A 21,932-nucleotide genomic window follows, 5' to 3' on the forward strand; every position below is an offset into this window, starting at 1 on the left:
ACTTAATCAATCATAGACCAAGAAAATGTTTGAACTGGAAATCGACACACGAAGCTTTTCAAGAAGAACTGTTGCACTTAAATTGACAAACTGTCATGTACAATGAGGTACCTAAAGGAGGACAAAAAGATATGGCTTATAATCCAAAGTCTTATCGTAAGTTTATAGTAGCGGCTAGCTCAACTGCATTAGTAGCTGCAGCAGTCGCACCAACAGTATCAGCAGATGTAACAGAATTCAGTGATGTTAATGAAGATACGCGTCATGCTGATCAAATCAATTATTTATTAGAAAACAGTATTACAGAAGGTTACCCAGATGGTACTTTCAAACCAGAAAGCTCAATGACTCGTGGTGAAGCCGCGATTTTAGTAGCAAATGCCCTAGACTTAGAAGCAGGCAATGTAGATGCTTTACCATTTAACGATTTAGGTGAACAGTCTGCAGGTGCTGTTGCTGCATTATATGAAAAAGGCGTAACAGAAGGTAAATCAGAAACAGAATTCGGCACAAATGATCAAGTCACACGTGCTGAAATGGCTGCTTTCATTGTTCGCGGCTTTGAACTGTCAACTGATGTAACAGATCAAGAATTACCAGATGGTGATTATTACAATTCTCTTTATGACGAAGTAAATTCACTAGTTTATCATGACTATGCAGACGGTTATCCTGACGGTACATTCCGTGGTGAAGAAGAAATCACGCGTGGTGACTTCGCATATTTCTTAGCGACAACACATCAAGGTGAGACGACTCCTGTTGAAACAGCTGTCGCGACCAAAGATACTTACTTCCCAACGACAAATGCTGAAGTAAATGCATTCTCAGCTGTTAACTTTTTAGATAACAACGGTGATGTTGTCGCTGTTGACGACATGTCTCAATTCAGTATTTCAGATAGTAAAGGTTACTTTAGTACAGATGGTTCATTATCCTCTGACTTTGAAACTGATGGCATTCCAGATGACGATGCCAATTCAACTACGACTGTCACTATTAATGACGAAGATGGCAATCAACTAGGTCAATTCGATGTTGAAATCGTACTTGGATCAAATTTCAAAGAGATTCAAAAAGGCGCTATTTTAAATAGTGATAATAATGAAGTCGATTATGTCACATTAGATTCAAGTTTCACTTTCGATATCACACAAGCTGTAAAATATAGCGGTGAAGTCATTGGTGATGATGATGGAGAGAGTATTAGTTTAACTGAATTTAGCGATGCTAACATTTCGTCTTCCGACAATTCCGTTTTTGTTGTAAACAACGAAGGCGTCATTACACCAATTAGTAAAGGCACAGCTAATCTCGTTGTGGAATGGAATGATCAAACATTCCAACATGAAGTCGAAGTCAAAGCAACGCCAGAACTTGATTCACTCGAGTTGAACCAAGATGTCGATAGTATCACGGTAAAAGATGATACCGAAACGACTAATTTAGCGGATCTTGATTCGTTCATAACAGCCAAAGACCAACACGGCGAAAAAATTGATTTGGCAAATATCAATGCTGAACTTTTCTCAAGCGACGAATCCGTCATTAAAGTAACCGATGGGGTCATCACATTAGCGGACAACGTTGAAGATGGGGCAACTGCAGAACTAACTGTACGCTCTGGTGATTTAGTTAAAGTTTTCCCTATAACTGTTGACACTGGTATCGATACAGCAGCTGAACTTCATGACTCCATTGAATCAACAACATCGACATCAGCCAGCATCACATTAGATGGCGACATCGAACTAGACGAACCACTTCAGCTCTCTAAAGGTTTAACGCTCGATGGTAACGGCCATAGCCTTGATCAAGGTGTCGAGATTACAGCTAGCGACGTTCAAATTGAAAAGTTAACAGCTGATTACATGGTCATTAACGATTCAGATGTTAATAACGTCACCATTACCGAGAGCACAGCAACATCTAACCTAGCAACTGTTGCTATTGGTTCAAACAATTTAAACCAAGGCGGTACAATCACGATCACGAACAACACGACTGAAGACGGTTCTATTGGATTATATCCAGCTGAAGGTCTTGGCGTAGATGATGTTACAATAGAAGGTAACTCAATTGCAGTCAGTAGCGAAACTGAAGCAACTGAAGGAATTTGGTTAGCATTCGCAGATGATGTTAGCGCTGATGCACAATCATTTGCTGACACATTAAAAGCTAATAACACAATCGACGTGACAAACCTAACAAACTCCGTTAAAATTGTCTCCGATTACGACGGAACCGCTAGTACTGTTTTCCCAATAGATGAATAATTCACCAAAAAAGCCGAGCAACTCCTTATCAAGGTGCTCGGCTTTTTACTATTCATATAAACTGATAGAATACCCTCCAAAAGTGATCGAATCCACACAAAAACTGAAAGAAACATTTTAAAAAGTGATGGAATCCCACCCAAAAGTGATCGAATCCCAATAAAAAATGAAAGAATCCAATGATAGTATAGATTGAAAATAATCATTTCATAAATTATGTACCTGCTCCAACCTCTTCCTTAACCATTTATGTGTTTTACTATCCCGAGAGATTGTCTCGTCAACATCAATCGTCATTGGAACTAACGAATAGTTTTTATCATTCACGGCTGGCGCTATCTGTTCCAGATCCAAACCAAACCGTGACAAAATACGAAACAGTTTATATTCAATGGCCGCTAAATACCGTTTGGCGTTATGTTGAACAGCAAACTGCATCAAGATAATTAATATCTTCTCTAAATGACCCTCATTGCGCCTAGAGTGATCGACACTTAGTTTACCTACTTCATACGTCGCCTCCGATTCCTTAGCAAACTCATCAATCCCAGCGAAGTGATGATACACTTCCAAAATCGAATATCCGCCAGGGTTAAATGGGACAAATTCAATAGTACCTACAACATTTTCTTCAATATCCAGGATGATATAACGATAAATCCCTTCTTGCTCTAGCTCGTGAAATGGCTTTGAAATATAAACAAATCCTTTCTCCTCGCAAGCTGATTGCCATTGTGATTCAAATCGCTCATTTGTTTCTGGATCGTTTACTAATTATGTGAAACGTGATTTCGATAATGCGTTCACACCGTTGCCTCCTCCAACGAATAGATATTCACCTAGATTAATATGCCTATAAGGATAACAGAAAACGGTATGTTGTTTTCAGTCGGAATTTGTCGAATGGATTTATAAACCAAAATTGTTATAAGAAATTTTGAAAATATTAATAAATGATTAGCTTTTTATCACACAACACCATTCAAACTCTACCAATAGAACACTATTTCTTACTTTTAGGAAGCCATTTGTGACCGCAATTCATACAACCATTCACAATGTTACTTCTCCCGACAAAACCACTAACTATTGCAACTGGAAGTGATAAACCTAAAATCATTCCAGAAAGCATTCCGAAAAACATGAAATATAGATCTGAAAATAGAGCGTTAGCAAGCATCACTACTATCGCTAGCAGTATAAATGAAAACAATACTAAAAACATTATACTAAAACTATAGCCTCTCTTATTAGCTACGATTTCTTTTGAGTGACATTTACTACAAACAACACCGTCTCTACCGTTGTTTTGAACTGAATCTTTCGATAATGAGTCCATAAACTTCCCCCTATTAAACAAAATTAAATTTCAACGACATTCACAAATACCTTCCGTAAAAGGATGGTATTACAATTGATTCATTTCTGTTTATTCGCTTTAATAAATTCATCCCGAATCTGTCGATATAACGCTCTAATAAATAGAAAAATCAACCCATAAATAGTAATAATGACAAGGGCTGCGAGTGGGTTCATAATAATGAATCCTAAGTATATTAAAGCAATTGCAGCAAAAATGACCCACGCTATAATCTCCAAAGCATATGGCATATTATCATAACGTTTTCCTGTGATTAATCCGATAATGTAACGGATAATTTTATAGACTGATAGAATTAAGAACGCGTACAGATAAGTTATTAGCGTTGATAACAATTCACCACTTCTCCTCGTTAATAGATGATAAATTTATTTTAGTACAAAAAGTTATTTTTAATGACCATGTGTTGGTAAAGCAAGATTCACTATTTACATAAAAGAATGAAGAATCTGATACGAGCAGTATTAATAGTGTTGCTACAAATATGAAAAGTGAATCAAAAAGATTTTATGATTTATACTGGTCATCAGTTCCCCTTAATATTAAATCTGTAAAACATCCATAATTTTTGACAATAAAAACCTCATTTACGTCACATTAATTTAAAAACATGACAGTTAAGGATAGGATGACGATCATCTCACCCATCCCTTAACTGTTTAACTTTCTTTTATCGTTACCACTACATTAAAATGAACTGTTCCGTTTTATGAATCACTTCTTTCATCGATTCAATTTGTTCACTTTCTTGTTTAAGGCGTTTTAGATGCTTCAAATCTTGATTAAAATCAGCCTCTTTTTCAATCACATCATTATTAAGGCTATCGAATAACACTTCTGCTAATTCTACTAATTGTTGAATGAGTTCAGGGCTATCCCCCCAAACTTGTCCTATATAGCTAAATATATTATGAGTTACAATTCCCGCACCATCATTAAGTAAAAATCGTTGATATGCTTCGGTTTCCATTTGACTCATGATTGCAGGATTTCCTAAAATTTTTCTCGTTTTTCGTTGCCAATTATCATGTTCGGGTAAATCAATCCTTTCAAATTCGATCGATTCAATTTTTTCTTGCATATTTACTGACCAATGACTCAATTCTTTTTCTACATCACCGATAAAACTATCAACATTAATTGATAAATGACGATTCATATATTCCGATAGATGTTGTTTTATGTTGTTCGTAACTATGTTTAAGTTTTTAAGAAAATGGTTCAATATTAGTGGATGGACATCTTTATACCACTTGTTAAACCACTGAGATTCCATCTTTTTCTCCAAAGAATCAAGAGGGTATTTATAACCGTATTCCTCCAACAAATCATTGAGCACTTTACTCACTAATGTTCTGACTTGGTTGAACAAATTATCATTTTGTTTGTGCATTTCATTTCTAATCAACTTAGCTATTTCATCAAAAACGACCTGTCTAATTTCTAAATCACCTTTAAGACCCTGTAGCTCCTTCTGATTTTTTTTGCATTGTAACGTAACAGAGGTGATATTCTCTTCATAAACATCCATTAATTGATCATACTTTGTCATTTGATATGGTAACCATCGTTTGTACTTCTCGACCGTGTCAGTCCCGCTTTCGATTATCGACTGGAAATAACGATCAAGATGAGGTTGCCATTCACTCTTTTCTATAACAGAGTACGGAATAACTCTAGACTGATTGGAAATTGTACGGACGACTTTTGCTTCGACCTCTTCTAACACTTCTTCAATTTCCTCTTCTTCATCAATGAAATCAATTTTATTAACAACAATATCAATCGGTAATTGAGGATTTTCTTCACGAATTTGTTCAAGTACTTTCTTTTCGTCTTTACGAAATGCCTGTTCCGCGCTAAAAATAAACAAAAGGCGATCTGCTAAAAATAAATGATCAAACAATGGATTTTGTGATTCACCATTTTGATGATCATTGGTCCCAGGTGTATCAACTAATCGAATGTCAGAATAACTCCAATCTGGTGCTTCCACTCTGACATAAAACAAATCATCCTGATACGTCGATTCAGAGTTTTCGCTAATTGTCGTCGAATCCCATGTATCTTGTTCATTAAGATCGATAATTTGATCATTTTTTCTAATTTGCCAATTAACATGTGGCTCACCTTTTTCAAGTATTGCCACAGCAGACGTTGTCGGAACCAAATCCGTTTTTAACGCGCTTGTTCCTAATTGAGACTGTATAAATGACGTTTTACCATTGTTAAAGGTCCCCGCCAACATCACATTTAGCTTGTGACTCTGACTAAAATAATGAGCCATAAAATGTGCTTCAGTTATCACGTTATGATAAGCGGTTTCATCCCTCTCACTTTCAATTGCAAAAATATCCTCAACTAAATAACAACTCTCATTATAAGATAATATGCCATTCCCTTGTCCTTCTGTGTAACCGACCATCACCGAAGCATAATCTGAAATTTTAGTTCCGGTTAATTTTTCGGCGATCTCGCTTAACGACTTCGTATCGATACGTCCATAAAGCAACGCATTTTGAATCGTTCGAATCCAAAATATCGAATGATTATCAAGCTGGTCTCGTTTCTCTGAAGAATCTTCAACATATTCAGCCAGCCAAATAATGCATTGTTCATTTGGTGATACGCAGTCAACCACATTTTTCATAAACGTCAAAGCGTTTTCTTGTTTTAACTGTAACCAACAATCGAAATATGTCACAAAAATCTCACGGTCCACATCAAGATACTGAAGACATAATTCATGCATTTTGATAAAAATAGATTCAGACCAAGCCGTTTCAAGTTGATTAGCATATAGAAAAAACACATCTCGATAATAGCCTTGTTGATGTAAAAACGTGAAAGCTTCATTCATCACATCAGTGCTCTGCTCATCAAATTGAAATAATATTAAATATTTGTGTCGAGCTTGTTCAGGATTTTGATCACGTAAGAGGCGAGCCATTCTTAATGTCACATCATATCCAATATCACCGTTGTCATCAATTGATTCGTAGGTCGTTAATGCTTTTGAGATGTAGCCTAAGTTTTCGTAACAATCACCTTGGTTCATTAATGCCCATTGTTTATAAGGAAATGTTGTAACCGATTCCCATTTGTGAATAGCAGCATCATAATCCCCAATGTGATAGTAAATCTCACCAAGCCAGAAAGAAACGGAATCCTCTCCATATTCTTCTGGATTTAATTGATTAAAAAAAGCTAAATCCTCGAGTGTATCGACTGTTGTCACTTGTTCAAAATCACGCTTACGAGTAAGTAACTGACGATCCATTTCTGACACCTTCTAACGCTGCTAATAAAGACGGCCATTGTTGCAAATCAATATGACTATATTGGTGATGATTTTCATTAATTAAAATCTGTTGTTCAATAGATTCTTTAGATTCTAATAAGACATCACGATAATAACTAGTGGTATTGTGTAGCAGGTCGTTTAATTGATTATGAATATATTCATCTAAGGAATCTTCTATTTTTTCCTTTAATTCTTTCATTTGTGGTTCAATCTTCTCGGGAGCCTCTTCTTGAAATTGTTTTATTCTTTTATTGCTAAGATAATCTTTTAATAGAGGTGATGCTCCTAGAAAAATTGCTGACAATGGACCCAGTATCGCTGCACCAATCCCTACAGCTATACCACTAGCCCCTAACGACGTCATGTGATCTTTCACACTATCTTTAATTTTTGCTTGCTTATACGAGAATTGCACATCCCACAATTGTTCATCAAAGTCATCAAGACCGCTTCCTTGTCTCATATCACCTTGTTTATTTGATACAGTACGTTTTATACCTTCAAACAATTCTAATTCAACCTTTTGTATTAATTGTTGAATATGTGGTATGTGATGGTTAAACCATTTTTTCGATTCTTGCTCTACTATTCTAGTTAAATCTTTTTCGACAAACCTCTTTAAGTCACCACCATCAAATTGATTTATTTCTTCCAATAACTTATCGTTTAAATTCAAGCTAAAGGTTTCGATTGATCGGTGTGTCAATCGTTTAATTTCCTTCTCTCGTTCTTTCACATATTCTTCAAAACGTTTTCGTTGAAGCGGTTCTTCTCCTTCTAATTTCTTTATTGCATTTAATAGTGATTCTAGCTCTTCTTGTTCTGCTTGTTGTAAAGTTTCGACATGACTCACATGCTTTTGAATCATGTTTATTAAATAGTTCTCACGTTTCTCCAGCAAGTCAGCTCGATAATGATTTTGGTTTTCTAAACGGCTTAACATCGTATTGACAAAATTGTTCCAATCGTCATCATCCACTTCTGTTGCATCTAGCGCTGAAATAGGTAATACAGTGATATCTTGTTCAGTAATTGATTTTAATTTCTTCTCGAGATATTCCGTTAACTCATCGATTTCATCTTCATCAACTCGATCGGCAAAATTCGCAACAAACATCACGTCTCCCATAGCCAATGGTTGTATCGTATCAATCAAGTAGTTTATTTCGGACTGACGTAATGGAGTCGTTAGATCTAAAACAAATACGATGAGATCTGCCCGAGGTATCTGTTCGTATGTCACTTTAAGTGATAAGTCATTCAAATCACCCACTCCAGGCGTATCCAATAACTCAATGTCCGTCGATAAATGTGATAAATCCGTCTCGACCATTATTGAATCGATATCTTTAATATCATGATCAATCGTGAATTGGTCTAATAATGTTTTATTTAACGGGACAGTCTCGACATCATTTTGATAATAGACGTGTACTTGTTCTTGCTCACTATGGCGAACTTTATGTACAACCCCTGTCGTTGGTAAGATGTCGACTGGCATAATGGATCTTTGCAAGAGTGCATTTACTAATGTTGATTTGCCCCGCTTAAATTCACCAACAATGGCGACACGTTGCTGATCATCAAACCAATCATGCCTTAAATAATTAACCTCTTTTGCTAAACTTGGGGACTGTAATTCCTGACTCACAAACTCTTCTATATTTCCTAAAACTTGTTCTCTCTTATGCATTAACATCAACTCCTTTATTACACCGTGTATTCTTTCGCTTGATCCTTAATATGCTCAAGCTTTTCTTGAGCCGCATCGATTTCACTTTTACGTTTGTCAATTTCCATTTGACTAGCAAAATTATTTTGTTTAATCATATGAAGTTGCTCTTGATACTGTTGTAAATTTTGATCTAGCTTTTCATCCAATTGTTTTTTTGTAGTTTTGATAATCTTATTCCAATTACGTTCAATTTGATAATTAAATTTTTGATCAGACTGCTTTAATCCTTGTATTAATTGCTTCTTTTTTTGATTGTAAATTTTACGGTAATAACTATCTGGGGCAAGCCATTTATCTAACTTATCAATTAATAACTTTACTGACACTGTTACAGTTTCAAAAATTGCAGACATAACCGAATCTGTATTAAAGGAAAAAAGAGAGTTACCCTTAAAATAGTCATCTAAATTTTGTTCTAGGAAACCATCACTAACGCCTTCAGTAATAAAAAATTGCTCAGCAATCGTTAGATCATGATGATCATGATTTGCTCGGTAACGATCAATCGTATCTAATGTCATTTGCATTTCTTCCTGAATAATCGATGATACATAGTCTTCTAACGTATCGTTCATCTCAGATTGCCATCTTTGAGCATGTTGCGGAATGGTGTCAAAGAATTCATCAATCTCAGGTTCCGTCATTTGTCCATCATAGTCACCGATAAAATGATCGACTTTTTCAATTAGCTTTCTAAGTAGCTCCTTCCTCTTTTGAACAACCGTACCCTTAGATTGCTTTAATCGTTCTTCATATTTTTTCAATTCTTGTTTAAATTGTTTCTCCAAGTCTTTTAATTGTTGCTCTTCTAAATTTATCGCTTGGATTAATTTCTCTTTTTCTTGTTCTAATGTTAATTTCTCATTCTCTAAATCTTTTTCTGAGTATGTTGTCAATTTCTCAATGAATTGGCGCATCGGTTTATCAATCTTAATTAACCCTTGCTCATATTCAAAGAAATTGTTTAGCTCCTGCTCTAATTCAACAAAACCCGTTTCGCCCAATGTATTATAAACTTTTTTTCGTCTTCTTACGTTTTCACCTGCTTCTTCAAGTTTAATATTCAAAGCCTCAAGCGATGAAACGAGAAAAATTTTAACATCGAGTAATTCGTCTACACCTTTTAAATGTTTGGTAATATAGTCTAATACACGCTCGCCATCATGTGATTCATTTTGTAAACGATCTTTAAAATTAACGACGAAAAAAACTTTTCGAATATGACGCTGCAAGATGTCTTGGCGTAGAAACTCCATTTCAGATTGCGTCAAATTATTCGTAGCAGACAGTAAAAAAATAACCGCATCTGACTGCGGCAAAAAACCTTTGGTAATTTGTTCACGCTTTTCATAGATATCATTCATACCTGGTGTGTCATAAATATTCACATTATTTAAATGCGGTGGTAAAGGTAGATAAATATCAGCTTGTGTGATCTGTTGCAGCTTCTCTAATTCTTGTTTGTAATCTTCAATTTTTTCTTCGTCATCTTCATCATCTACTGCCATTGGCGCGATTAACTTTTTAAACGCATCAAATGAATATGTTTCTTGATGGTCCAACTGATTAATCGTCACTGACTCTTCATCACCATAACTAATGCGGTTAATAAAGGCTGTGGACGGTCGCATTTTGGCTGGTAATACTTTTTGACCAATGAAAGCGTTAATAAAAGTCGATTTCCCCCGCGAAAAATCTCCTACAACGCTTAAATGAAACGATGAATCCTTAATCACTTGTTTAATATTATGTAAGTTGTCACCACGTGCAATATAACCTAATGAATTCATAACAGTAACTGCATTTGTGATGATCATACTTGTCTCTATCCGCATTTGCGAATAGGTCTTTTCACTCACGGAAGACATAAATATACTCCTTTTCTCATATATTTATTCCTATATTACCACTATTTATGATATATTAAAATAAAATTCTAGCAATGGAGGTCGAACCATGGATATTTTTGACGATTTATCAACCGAACAGGATCAACCTAATAATGAAGGAGAACATGTTGGAGATTCAATAATTAACGAGCAGTCTCATAACATGAACCAAAATCTAACAATGGATCAAACAGACTCATCGACAAACCCCATAGAAGATGGAATGGCAATAGAAGATCATAGTAATATAGATTCACTTAGTTCATACGATGACCCATTAATGTTTTCCGACCAAGCTCAATTCGAACCCTTTCAAACATTTCGTAATGAGCACTTAGCTGGTGACGAGCACCCTGAAACAGGAGTCCCATTTGAATCAAAAACAATCACAACAGAAAACGGACGTGATATTGAAGGTGTATTTCCTCAATTCGCATCGAATTTCGACGTTTCACTACCAGAAAATCAATACACTCATAGTGATTGGGAGCATATTAGCTATGCGAATGAACACATGTATGAAAGTTTACAACAAAACACAAATCACTCATTTTCAAATACTGAATTAGAAAGCTTAAAACAAGGTGAAACACCTGAGGGCTATACATGGCATCACAGTGAAGAACCAGGCGTGCTACAATTAGTTGATGAAGAAATTCATGCTAACACTGGGCATACAGGCGGAAGATCCCTTTGGGGAGGCGGAGAAGAAGCGCGTTCATAATAAGTACTTAATTTTTAAAACCGCTGGTAGACCAGCGGTTTTTTATCGTGTATACAAGTTATCGCGAATTGGTTCAACAATTCACGAGTTTGAATCAAGACTTCCTAAACTTGAATCAAGCTTATTATCATGTGGTTCAAGAACTAGAAAATCTGATTCAACAACACAAAACATATTCCCAAATTTATGGTAATGAATGACCGTCGTTACCCTCATAAAGCTAGAAATAACCCCAAACACAAACAGTATTCCTCAAGTTTTCTATTGATTAGCACCATAATACTCTACGACATTTTTTTATTGGTTTATATAATCCCGAATCTGTCGATATAACGCTCTAACAAAGAGAAAAATCAATCCATAAATAGCAAGAATAAATAATGAACCAAGAGGGTGCATGATAAAGAAGCCGATATAAAATAAAGCAATTGCAGCAAAAATGACCCACGCTATAATCTCCAAAGCATATGGCATATTATCATAACGTTTCCCTGTGATTAATCCGATAATGTAACGGATAATTTTATAGACTGATAGAATTAAGAACGCGTACATATAAGTTATTAGCGTTGATAACAATTCACCACTTCCCTAAGTTGAATTTTAAAACAACCAACATATGTTATAATATCTTCAATTTAACAAAAAGGAGTTGTTACAATGGCCGATTCAACTCAAGACGATAATATTGTACCTTTTCTCGGGAATGTCAAAGTGCAAATCAAATTTAAGTCAGATGGTCGAGGAGCATGGTCAACTATGGCTTATCCCGATCGTGAATCTCAAGAAATAGAAATCGACGTCACACTTGACGATGAAACGTTGAAACATTACAACACCCAACACAAAAATGTTATTGGTAAAGCAATATCTATCACAAGCAGAGCTTACGAAGGTGATAATTATTATGTCGACAGACAATTAGGTATCATATTAACCATTCATAGACAAGCAGACTACTTCTCCATTGATGACATTAAACCGTTTGACTTTTATAACCCAGATGGATTTCGCGTGGAACAATTATTACAAGATGATGATAATTAAAGACACCTAGCATAATTATTCATGCTAGGTGCTTATTGATTAGAAATAAAACGACGGATCCAAACGTCGAATGAAACTTTCTGCAAACATAGAACTTAGAAGAACAGTAAAAATAATCGTCCCTATAATACTGCCAATTCCTGAATACAAACGTTGATGGCGTGCATCTAAGTGGAATATAGTGACCACTACAGCACTCACAATTAAATAAAGGAAAAAGCTTCCGATAATGAATGCAAAACCATATGTTAAAACATCGAGCAAAGTCATGATGAGGCCAATTGCCCCTAAAAATGCAAACGGCACTGAAACATGACCAAATTGTGCTAACAACTCATAAATAGTTACTGATACTTTGTTAAAACGTAAAACGACCAATGTTGCGACAAGTGCTGTTAATGCTAAAACAGAATATAAGAACACTTGACGAAACACCGTTTCAAAAAATGGAATAGACTCTCCCACACCAGCAATCTGAAAAGAACTCATTTGGCCACGAATTCCTGTATACATACCTAATGATAAAATAAGTGCAAAAACAACTAGCGATAAAATGCCATATACATAAGACTCACTGCCAAAAGCTAAACTTTGATCCGGACGTTTAACAACAGATAAATAATGATTCCAAAACCCTTTAACTTTTGTAGTAATATCGCTTTGTGATGTCTGCTGTTGAACTGTTGTTTGTGATGATTCTTGTTGATTAGGTTCAGTTTGAATTTGTTGAGTCTGTTGCTCTTGTTGAGTATTGTTTTCTGCCAATTCAGTCCCGCAATGTTCACAAAAATATCCCTCTGCCTGCTCGTGTGAACATGATGGACAAACTTTTGTCATGACAAATCCCCCTATTGTTTTACATTATAATACAACTCTACTATATCCATTTTGTCATAACAAGGAATTTTTTAGTGCAAAATACCTTGAAATTGATAGTGAATTTCCATAGAATGAATAAATAAACAATAGGGAGGTAATCCTCATGAACTATTTTCGACTATTTAGTGGCGTGATATTAATAGCTTTTTTCTTTCCGTGGTTTTCGGTTGGATTTTTCGGCTATAGCGAATCATTGTCTGGAATGGATGTCGCATCATTACCAGATGATCCAATGGGTAGGTCACTTGGAGATGAGGCATTTATACTTTACATATTTTATATCGTCCCAATCTTTGCAACGTTATCATTATTAAAGCCAACTTCAAAAGTTTTGCATGTTGTGACGAGTATCGTTATTTCTATTTTAATGTTTTTAACTGTACTAGTAATGAACGATTCTTTTAGCTCTTACGGAGTGGTAGGACCTAGTGTCACAGACGTCCTATCTTGGGGTTTCTACTTAACTATTGCAGGTGTAATTGGATTAATAGTGGTTACATTTAAGTTTAATTCATTAATTGAGGACCCTAGGGTAGTAAACGGTCAACCGAAGACAAAACGTCAAGCATATATTCCTAAAAACGAACAAACACGGAATTTTTATATGCCAACTGAAGATCAAATGCCAGCTACTCAGCCAGAAGAATTACCGAAGAAATTCAGAAACATTAATCAACCAAAACCAGCACCTAAACAGGTACAACCAAAACAAAAATTCACGGAAACTGGTTCAGGACCAAAACAGGAATACACAAAGCCTAAACCAGAACCAAAACAGGTCGTAGTTTTTGATAAATTTTGGGATTAACGTTTCTCGGTACATTGTTAGACAATCTTGTTACTTTGTTAGATAATCCAGCTCAATTGTCAGACATTCTCACTACTTTGTTAGATAATTCCCCCACATTGTCAGACAATCCCCTAAGATTGTCTGACAACCTCAGAGGTGCCGCTTCACTATTGTGCTTTATAATAACCCTCAAGTTATTCAAATATCAAATCTAAATAATTTCATTTCTCGGCTGATTATACCTGAGTATTTATGATTAATCGGTTGTTTCACTTCTTCTTTAAAGCTAATTTTTTCTTTTTGTATTAGGTACACCTCTTCACTGACGTGTTAATCATAATAAAAAAGACAGCACTAACTGTCTTTTTGAGCTTCGAGTAATCAGCAGCGCATTTACTTAAATGATAATAAATATTAGTTAGCTGATTTTTCTTTTTTACTTGTTCCTTTAGATGGTGAATAATATCGTGGTGGTTTATAGTCAGGTCTCGGTCGTTTCGGTGCAGGATTAGATCCACCTTTTTTAACTGATCCTTCAGTCAATCTCTTTCCCATCATACACGACCTCCTTTGATGTACTATATTTATATTATAACATGCAAACAAAGTTCATGACATAAAGTTCATTTTTCATTAAGTGTTTGAGAAATTGCTTTGGGTACTCTTATTGTAAACTCATTATGCTCTCTTGAGAAATAAAGATACTCCACAGTTTCAACTTCTTCCACACCATTTTCAAACTCATTAAATATTTTTACATCAGTCATAATCAATTCCCTTTTTTCGTAAGGGTCTGAAAAATGTGAGATGTAACCATAATAGATAAGCCCTGTTTTTAAGTCTGTCACAACAACGTAGTCAATTTCCTTGCTATTATGAAAATAATCCCAAATATCAGCATCCCCAAATCGGTTTGTTATCCTCAAGCCATTACCTAACTTATTGATTAACTTATATGTGCTAAATAACGGAGTAAAAAACCCTAAAATCACTGCAATTCCAGAGGCTATGACTATCTCATTCCAATCTAATGACATATCGGGATCTAATGCAGCGTTAACAGAATTTAATTCCTTTGAACTTAGAAAACCGTATATTGTATAACTTAAAAGTGAAAAAATAAAAACTAACGAGAAATCCTCCCAATTCTTTTTGTTCACCCGATAAGCTAATTGATTGTAAATTAAATAACCTACTAGTCCAGGAACTGCTAAAAATAAGATCCTAATTAAAAGAACACTCATGTCCAAAGAAACTCACGTCACTTTCCTGCTATAACTTGAAATTTAAATTTTAGCTTAAATAATTATTGAGATAAACTCGAACTGTCAGACATTTTCGTTACTTTGTTAGATAATCTCGCTCAATTGTTAGATAATTCCCCCACATTGTCAGACAATCCCCTAAGATTGTCTAACAATCTCAGGGGATCCACCTCGCCGCCGCGCCATCTCCCACTTCAACTCCTTCAAATGCTCCCGCATACTGATTGGCACACCTAATGGATCGCGTCGTAACAGTTCGGTATGTAAACGCAACATCGTCTCGAACTGTTTGCGGTCGTGCGTCCGACTAAATCGGTAGTACGCATCGATTAATTGCCATTTCAATTCCTTCACTGCCGGTTTTGTTGTCATCGCTTCCACTCATGCTCCACCTCTTCGTTAGTTTGTATAGCTATATTATATACAAAAAGTTGTGAATTGGTAGATACTTTTTGTCGACAGAGTTCGAGTGGGTTCAACATGCAATGCTATAATCACAGAACTTGTTTCATAATTACTTTAATTTGTACGTAGCAGATAAATATTTTCACTGTATAATACCGGCACCACATTTAATAACCGTGTCAAATTAACGATCCTCAAACAAATTGTAAGTAATTACCTGGTGAAAGTTGATGTACCAGACAGAATACATCTTTTAGATAGCTACAACATAGTGTTCGTTATTAACGCTAAAACTTTATTGTATATCAATAACTCTTAATGGGTCATTATTAGCATCTGCACCGTCAAAATTAATCGACCCGTCACTTTCGAATTTCACATCGTTTTGATCTTCAAATTCAGCTTCAGATACTCGGACTTCTTCCAGTTCCGAATCGGACAATAGTATAATATTAGTCGCTTTGACCACACTATCGTTCATTAATAAATAATAGTCGTCTAATATAATGTTGAGTTTCTCATTAAGTGACATATTAATGAATTCTGACACTGACACATATACCTCTTCTTCAAGATGGTAAAAACCTTCAGCTCCAGAGTCGTCAGCTTGTATTGGCGCCGTTAAGACTGTCATCATGAGTACTAACACCAAAACTAAAAATAGTCGTTTATTTTTTTTCATTTTTCATGCTCCTCCCCTAATTTAACGCCATTTTACTAAAAAATTTATATCTTGCACAACTAATGTATCCATTGATCCGAATATAAATAACACTAAACTAAAATTTCTATAACCACGGTATTTGTATACTTCCTCTTAAACAAAGTCAATCCTATAAAGAAAACTGAGCTAAAGTTCGTAAAAAGAACATAGCTCAGTTTTCATAAAATCATTGATATTTTTCATTTTTATTGCTTAACTAACTCGACAACCTTCTCTACCATTTCTCCATCTAGTTCTGCCGTTATAATGATTTCACTTGCATCTACGTTAGATTCTACGGTTAATTCACCCGTCTCGGCATGAATTTTGACTCCTTCGACATTATCTTTTAAATCATAAGTAGCATCATTCACATAATATGGTTGTCTATAACCACCATCGTCATACTGTAAATCTATCTCACTAGTAATAAAATCATCATATTGATCTACATAAGATACGTTGTATTTAAAACGTGCGCTGTCATTTGAAGGAACAACAACCTTATCATTTCCTTGTATACCTATACCTTGTCGGGTAGAGTTCGTAAAATGGATTCGATCGAATAATACGGCTGTCGGGTAAATTCGATCCCCTAAGTCCCACGTTTGCATTTTTAAAGAAATTGTTTGACCTTGATATTCCGATACATCGTAACTGACTGTCTTCCAATCTGTCATATATGTTGTCTGGTCTCCTGTTGGATAAATGACATCTACTCTATTTCGATCATCATCGTAATGCTGTCCCCAATCTGAAGAATTGATTGATTCATAAGCAATCATCGTTTCATTATCATCAATTGTTGATTCTAACCATGGTACATCATAAATTGTCGAACCGCCTGGTAAATAACCTTGCTCACCTGAATTGTTAATGTTTTCGCTCGGTTCTTTCACATTACCTTCTACAATTGTAGCTTTAAACGTATCATCAAACGCACTATTTAAATAAGACATTGGTTCATTAGAAACAACATTATAATCAAATTTCAACATATCCATATCTTCTGGAACTTCAAAGGTTTGATAGGCCCAACTTTGTCTACCATCTAAAGCAGAATCATCAACACCAGATGAAATGATAGCCATATGCTCACCATCTGTCGGTCGAATAGTCTCCCATTCAGGATTAGATTTTAACCCTAAACGCGTAATATCATTAAAATGACCACCACTCTTCCAATAAGACAGTCCATTTTCAAAACTTCCATTATCTAATGGGGCAGCATTAGTATAAAGAAATGATGAATCACCTAAAACCATTTCATCTTGAACTGCTTGACTAAGTACTTCACCGTCTAACATTTTATTAAATGTGTTATTAACATAACTTTCTACTATTTCGCCCTCATAACCGATATATGCCGGAGCACCTGAGTCAATAAATTGTTCGCCCAATGTATCATTATTCATACTATAGTCTGTATTGGCATAGATTAGTGTATTTGAAAATGCCATATTTTCACCATAATAATCAATAAAAGCAGGAGTTATCGCATAATAACCATCTACTACAACCAAGCGGCCTGTTTTTAAATCGGCATTGTATAGTTTATTTTGTTCACTTGTTACTTCTTCTCCTGTCATGATAACAACTTGTTCTTCTTCATGTGAAAATAAATTACTCAAGTAAGGATATTCTGTTGTGACATCGCCTTCAAACAGTGAAACACCATCCGTATCAAAAATGACTGTATTATAATTAACCATATTCTTAAACTGCTCGACTGATGCCTCTTCATCTGTAAATGTGTCAACTGCATAATTATTTTGCTCTAAATCACCAATTAACGCTTGATTTACAGAGTCTTTATGTGCTGTATATAGCACAACATCATTACCTCCAACAACAGCTTGATGATCCATTGAAGCCATAACCTCTTGTTTTGGAGCTTGATTGGCCACAATCTCTTCTTCCGATTCATCTAATGTGACAGCACCTAACACACCTGAATTCAAACCATACCAAACAGCATCCCCTTGTTCAGATGAATTAGCTATACTGATCTCACTAGAATCATTTAAAGACTTTAATAAGTTGTCTTGAATTTCAGATAATGTAGAGCCAGCTTCATGTTGTTGACTGATATTATTTTTAAGATCTTCATTTGTATTAATAACTGATTCCGATTCCTCATCAGTCATTGCGTTTAATATTAAAATTTCATGGGTCTCACTGATTTGTTGCCATTCTTGATCTTCTTTAATTCCAAGAGCTAAGTTGAGACTACCACTTGTGTCACTTTCCATATTAAGAATATTACTATATATTCCATCTCCTTCAATTAAATCACCAGTATTTTGATTACCATCATCGTATAACTTAGCAACTTCACCGTCCAATTTAAATGGTTCAATTGATTCACCATTTATTTCTAATAACGTTAAATCTTTTTGTGAAGGATTATCATATGACATAGAGAACTCTATTGATTTAGAATCACCTACTTCCATATAGGAATCACTCACTTGTAGTGTTGGAAGTTGATGATCTGACGAACTATCTTCATTGACATTAATGACTTCCCCACTAGCTAATAACTGAACCCCGTGCGTTTCTTCAAACTCAGTTTCTGAGATCATTGCATTTTGTAATTGTGTATTTGTCATGAATATAATCGCTGATGAACTAATTACCTCATTGTTGTCCAATAAGATATAATAATCTTCGGTCAATAATTCGATTTTCCCTCCAATAGACATCGTGCCGAACTCGTCTAATGAAACGTACTCGTTATTGTCAAGATGATAAAACCCTTCAGCTCCTTCTTCATTTGCAGATGTATTTGTACTAAAGCCAAATACGATAAATAATACAACAAAACTCAAAATAGCTATCCTGTTAAACACATAAAGTTCCTCCCTTTTTTTAAAAATTTTATCTTTTCAGTTAAACTCTAACATATTCAGACCTAAATTCCTACATATTTTCATTAAAATTGTCTAAAAAAGTGGCTTAAATATCTCATATAAGAATTTAAATCCTAATCATCTATTTCTTAATCCTTATTACATAACCATATTTACAAAATTGTCGGTTTTATCCTATTCATCACACATATGTATTCAAGGACAGCTATAAAATAAGTATCTTAGAATCAGGAAGGAATAATTAGCCAAAAAAAATGAACGCATCTCGTTTATTCAAACGAAATGCGTTCAAGATCAGTAAGCTGAATATAAATTAATAATCGTTTCTATTTCTCTACATACTCAATAGTCGATTGAACGGATACATCTACACCATCAACATTTGTATAACTCACTTCTAACGTTGTATGAAGGTCATGATTATACCCAGGAATGGTCTCTGAGAATGCCCCATCTGTAACATCTACTGTCGATGTTAATTCATTCTCGGCCTCTAGACCTTCTGCTGTTATAAGAACATCTACTGAGTTAACATCCTCCTGATCATCTTCAGCAATCGTTCCTTCAAGCTCGACATTACCAACTCGTAATGACTCGGCTAGTTCATTTGCATAGGAGCCTTCAGCACTTGTGATTTCGAAAGCTATTTCTTCTTCAACTACGTAATCGAATGACGTTTCAAGCAATAAATCATCGCCTAAGTGAACCGATACATCATACGTTGTATTAGGCTCAAGCTCGTCTTCAAACACAAGTGTAACTGTTTCGCCTTCAAGAGATACTTCACTGATTGACTGAGTCATGTCATCATTTGAGACATTGAAGTCTACGTCATTGATATCGAAATCTTGATTAAATGATACTTCAACCGTTTGAGCATCCACAACACTTAGACTATCAATCTCAAGGTCTTGTAGCGGGTCTTGATCATTACCTTGATCACCATTTTCCCCATCACCTTGGTCATTTCCATTGTCTATGTCACCATAAGCAACTTCTGCATCGTATACTAACTTCGCAAAGTGTTGACGTTGCATGTCATGACGTGGTGAATAAAAACCTTCGCCGTCACCCTCGACTAAGCCGTGAGATGCTAGAATGTTCACGTTATTCGCAAACCAATCGTCTTCTGACACGTCATCGAATGACATTTCATTATCTGTGTTCATGTCTAAGCCATATGCTTTGACGACCATTTCAGCAATCGCCGCACGACTTAGATCACTCGTTGGGTTGTAAAGGCCATCTTCGTCACCTTGTACGACCCCAGCTTCGTAAAGCGCTGAAATCGAATCTGCTGCCCAGTGGCTGTCTGGTACATCATCAAATGGATTTGTATCACCAGGCTCTAGATCAAGTGCTTTCGCTAGCATTTCTGCTGCAGATGCACGTGACATCGAACCGTTCGGGTTGAATTCGCCACTTTCATCACCTTGAATAACACCCGCTTCAGCTAGCGCTTCAATTTGATCGAAATAATAGTGGTCTGTTGGCACGTCTGAGAACGTGTGTGTATCAGCTGATGCTACAACTGGTGAAACCGCTGTTACTGCTAAAGCCGCAGCTGCCGATGTTGTCATAACTTTTCTTGTGTTGTTCTTGTAAAAATTACTCACAAGACTGTCCTCCTTTAAAATAGGTAGATTAACCTCACACTATTCATTATACCCTAATTAACAGCCTATGTAACAAGCCTATAGACTTATTATTATAAATTATTATAATATCAAATACAAAGTGATCTATTCTCCAGAAATAAATATTTCACTATTAAAATACGATGACAATCAATCTATTATATTTCAGTTTTTTCTATTCTCAACCTCATCTTCTGAACTGTATGCCACAGCAAACATATTACTTTGTTCGTTACCCATATCAATAGCTAAAGCGACTTTACCAGCGGAGGTCAGAATAGTGTTTTCAGCTTCCTCTTTCTCTTTTCTTTCCTTTTTTTCTCATTGTAATTTTAAAAAAGACAACGCAAATATAATGTGTGACATTATATCTACATCGTCTCATATTATCCGTATTATATTTCAAATTCATCATAAATGATTCCTTGATAAATTGCAACTTTTTTTCTAAGTTATTATCTTCTATTAAAATAGACATATATAATGGAAGAAACTCCATCAAAATTTTAATTATTCTAGATAAAATTTTTATCATCATTTCTTTTCTCGATGGTTTTGTAAATATCAATCTTATTTTCATTCTAAAATTAAGTTCAAAATGTGTGGGTGGCCCATCTGTGCCTTAGGGCAATGGCTGCCGTGATATTATTTTACACTTGATACAGTCACCTAAAGTGCCGTCACGTCGGAGCAGGTCCCCCACGAACTGACCCGCTAATTCATCACATATCATAAAAAAGAATATCATCATTACAGTTTATTGTAAAATAAAGCTAAGTTCTCATAGCGAACACATCATGAAATAAAGCTTAATTATAACCTTACTCTATGAAGTGATGCTTTTATACAAATATCATATAGAATTGTTATAATACTGTTTAAAGGTGATAAGCCATGAATTTACTTGAATATTTAATAACACAATACGGTGTAAACGCTAAACTAAAGTAGACAGTTTTTGCTCGATAAAAATGAACACTTTTCAATCAAAAATAACTCTCTGTAGTATGATAGATTTAGCATC

Annotated in this window: 17 protein-coding genes; 4 read left to right on the plus strand and 13 right to left on the minus strand. The window is 35.2% G+C overall.

Annotated elements, in window-relative coordinates; genetic code table 11:
- Positions 1–131: 131 nt before the first annotated feature.
- Positions 132–2,276 carry an S-layer homology domain-containing protein gene (locus ABID56_RS12645; protein WP_354221775.1) on the plus strand — a complete coding sequence of 715 codons (2,145 nt, stop codon included), beginning with the start codon at positions 132–134 and terminating at the stop codon, positions 2,274–2,276.
- A gap of 207 nt (positions 2,277–2,483) precedes the next feature.
- Here the strand turns inward: ABID56_RS12645 and ABID56_RS12650 are convergent, their stop codons facing one another.
- The 6 genes from ABID56_RS12650 to ABID56_RS12675 form a co-directional block, all read right to left on the minus strand.
- A complete protein-coding gene (locus tag ABID56_RS12650) occupies positions 2,484–2,849 on the minus strand; it encodes a hypothetical protein (RefSeq protein WP_354221777.1) in 366 nt (121 codons plus the stop codon).
- Between the two features lie 430 nt (positions 2,850–3,279).
- Complete coding sequence (locus tag ABID56_RS12655) at positions 3,280–3,615, minus strand: hypothetical protein (RefSeq protein WP_354221779.1); 336 nt, start codon at positions 3,613–3,615, stop codon at positions 3,280–3,282.
- An 80-nt stretch (positions 3,616–3,695) separates the two neighbouring features.
- Positions 3,696–3,992 (minus strand): hypothetical protein, encoded by a 297-nt coding sequence (locus tag ABID56_RS12660; RefSeq protein WP_354221781.1) that lies wholly within the window; start codon positions 3,990–3,992, stop codon positions 3,696–3,698.
- Positions 3,993–4,339: 347 nt separating this feature from the next.
- On the minus strand, positions 4,340–6,937 hold the full coding sequence (locus tag ABID56_RS12665; protein ID WP_354221783.1) for a dynamin family protein: 2,598 nt from the start codon (positions 6,935–6,937) through the stop codon (positions 4,340–4,342).
- Positions 6,912–8,654 carry a dynamin family protein gene (locus ABID56_RS12670; protein WP_354221785.1) on the minus strand — a complete coding sequence of 581 codons (1,743 nt, stop codon included), beginning with the start codon at positions 8,652–8,654 and terminating at the stop codon, positions 6,912–6,914. Before ABID56_RS12670 ends, ABID56_RS12665 begins: the two co-directional genes overlap by 26 nt.
- A 17-nt stretch (positions 8,655–8,671) precedes the next feature.
- Positions 8,672–10,564, minus strand: a complete 1,893-nt coding sequence (locus ABID56_RS12675; RefSeq protein WP_354221787.1) for a dynamin family protein — start codon at positions 10,562–10,564, stop codon at positions 8,672–8,674.
- 88 nt (positions 10,565–10,652) lie between these two features.
- On the opposite strand from ABID56_RS12675, the gene ABID56_RS12680 reads away from it, so the two are divergent.
- Positions 10,653–11,309: an HNH endonuclease gene (locus ABID56_RS12680; RefSeq protein ID WP_354221789.1), complete on the plus strand. Its 657-nt coding sequence runs from the start codon at positions 10,653–10,655 to the stop codon at positions 11,307–11,309.
- 660 nt (positions 11,310–11,969) lie between these two features.
- Positions 11,970–12,356 carry a hypothetical protein gene (locus ABID56_RS12685; RefSeq protein ID WP_354221791.1) on the plus strand — a complete coding sequence of 129 codons (387 nt, stop codon included), beginning with the start codon at positions 11,970–11,972 and terminating at the stop codon, positions 12,354–12,356.
- Between the two features lie 39 nt (positions 12,357–12,395).
- On the opposite strand, the gene ABID56_RS12690 is transcribed toward ABID56_RS12685, so the two are convergent.
- A complete protein-coding gene (locus ABID56_RS12690; RefSeq protein WP_354221793.1) occupies positions 12,396–13,193 on the minus strand; it encodes a hypothetical protein in 798 nt (265 codons plus the stop codon).
- A gap of 145 nt (positions 13,194–13,338) precedes the next feature.
- Here ABID56_RS12690 and ABID56_RS12695 point away from each other — a divergent pair, with 145 nt between their 5' ends.
- Positions 13,339–14,043 (plus strand): hypothetical protein, encoded by a 705-nt coding sequence (locus ABID56_RS12695; RefSeq protein ID WP_354221795.1) that lies wholly within the window; start codon positions 13,339–13,341, stop codon positions 14,041–14,043.
- Positions 14,044–14,439: 396 nt separating this feature from the next.
- Here the strand turns inward: ABID56_RS12695 and ABID56_RS12700 are convergent, their stop codons facing one another.
- The 6 genes from ABID56_RS12700 to ABID56_RS12725 form a co-directional block, all read right to left on the minus strand.
- On the minus strand, positions 14,440–14,583 hold the full coding sequence (locus tag ABID56_RS12700; protein WP_354221797.1) for a hypothetical protein: 144 nt from the start codon (positions 14,581–14,583) through the stop codon (positions 14,440–14,442).
- A 65-nt stretch (positions 14,584–14,648) separates the two neighbouring features.
- Entirely contained in the window at positions 14,649–15,269 is a 621-nt protein-coding gene (locus tag ABID56_RS12705; RefSeq protein WP_354221799.1) for a hypothetical protein, read from the minus strand.
- A 159-nt stretch (positions 15,270–15,428) separates the two neighbouring features.
- Entirely contained in the window at positions 15,429–15,671 is a 243-nt protein-coding gene (locus ABID56_RS12710; RefSeq protein WP_354221801.1) for a hypothetical protein, read from the minus strand.
- Between the two features lie 319 nt (positions 15,672–15,990).
- On the minus strand, positions 15,991–16,377 hold the full coding sequence (locus ABID56_RS12715; protein ID WP_354221803.1) for a hypothetical protein: 387 nt from the start codon (positions 16,375–16,377) through the stop codon (positions 15,991–15,993).
- Positions 16,378–16,604: 227 nt separating this feature from the next.
- Positions 16,605–19,250 carry a hypothetical protein gene (locus ABID56_RS12720; protein WP_354221805.1) on the minus strand — a complete coding sequence of 882 codons (2,646 nt, stop codon included), beginning with the start codon at positions 19,248–19,250 and terminating at the stop codon, positions 16,605–16,607.
- 347 nt (positions 19,251–19,597) lie between these two features.
- A complete protein-coding gene (locus tag ABID56_RS12725) occupies positions 19,598–20,887 on the minus strand; it encodes an S-layer homology domain-containing protein (protein ID WP_354221807.1) in 1,290 nt (429 codons plus the stop codon).
- Positions 20,888–21,932 lie beyond the last annotated feature (1,045 nt).

This window comes from Alkalibacillus flavidus, from assembly GCF_040545925.1.
GTDB classification, from domain to species: Bacteria; Bacillota; Bacilli; order Bacillales; family Alkalibacillaceae; genus Alkalibacillus; species Alkalibacillus flavidus.

Excerpts from the sequence above, each read along its gene's own strand:
- ABID56_RS12675 (WP_354221787.1), bottom strand. The coding sequence starts at position 10,564 with ATGTCTTCCGTGAGTGAAAAGACCTATTCGCAAATGCGGATAGAGACA.
- ABID56_RS12665 (WP_354221783.1), bottom strand. The coding sequence starts at position 6,937 with ATGGATCGTCAGTTACTTACTCGTAAGCGTGATTTTGAACAAGTGACA.
- ABID56_RS12655 (WP_354221779.1), bottom strand. The coding sequence starts at position 3,615 with ATGGACTCATTATCGAAAGATTCAGTTCAAAACAACGGTAGAGACGGT.
- ABID56_RS12670 (WP_354221785.1), bottom strand. The coding sequence starts at position 8,654 with ATGCATAAGAGAGAACAAGTTTTAGGAAATATAGAAGAGTTTGTGAGT.
- ABID56_RS12705 (WP_354221799.1), bottom strand. The coding sequence starts at position 15,269 with ATGAGTGTTCTTTTAATTAGGATCTTATTTTTAGCAGTTCCTGGACTA.
- ABID56_RS12715 (WP_354221803.1), bottom strand. The coding sequence starts at position 16,377 with ATGAAAAAAAATAAACGACTATTTTTAGTTTTGGTGTTAGTACTCATG.
- ABID56_RS12690 (WP_354221793.1), bottom strand. The coding sequence starts at position 13,193 with ATGACAAAAGTTTGTCCATCATGTTCACACGAGCAGGCAGAGGGATAT.
- ABID56_RS12685 (WP_354221791.1), top strand. The coding sequence starts at position 11,970 with ATGGCCGATTCAACTCAAGACGATAATATTGTACCTTTTCTCGGGAAT.
- ABID56_RS12680 (WP_354221789.1), top strand. The coding sequence starts at position 10,653 with ATGGATATTTTTGACGATTTATCAACCGAACAGGATCAACCTAATAAT.
- ABID56_RS12700 (WP_354221797.1), bottom strand. The coding sequence starts at position 14,583 with ATGATGGGAAAGAGATTGACTGAAGGATCAGTTAAAAAAGGTGGATCT.
- ABID56_RS12645 (WP_354221775.1), top strand. The coding sequence starts at position 132 with ATGGCTTATAATCCAAAGTCTTATCGTAAGTTTATAGTAGCGGCTAGC.
- ABID56_RS12695 (WP_354221795.1), top strand. The coding sequence starts at position 13,339 with ATGAACTATTTTCGACTATTTAGTGGCGTGATATTAATAGCTTTTTTC.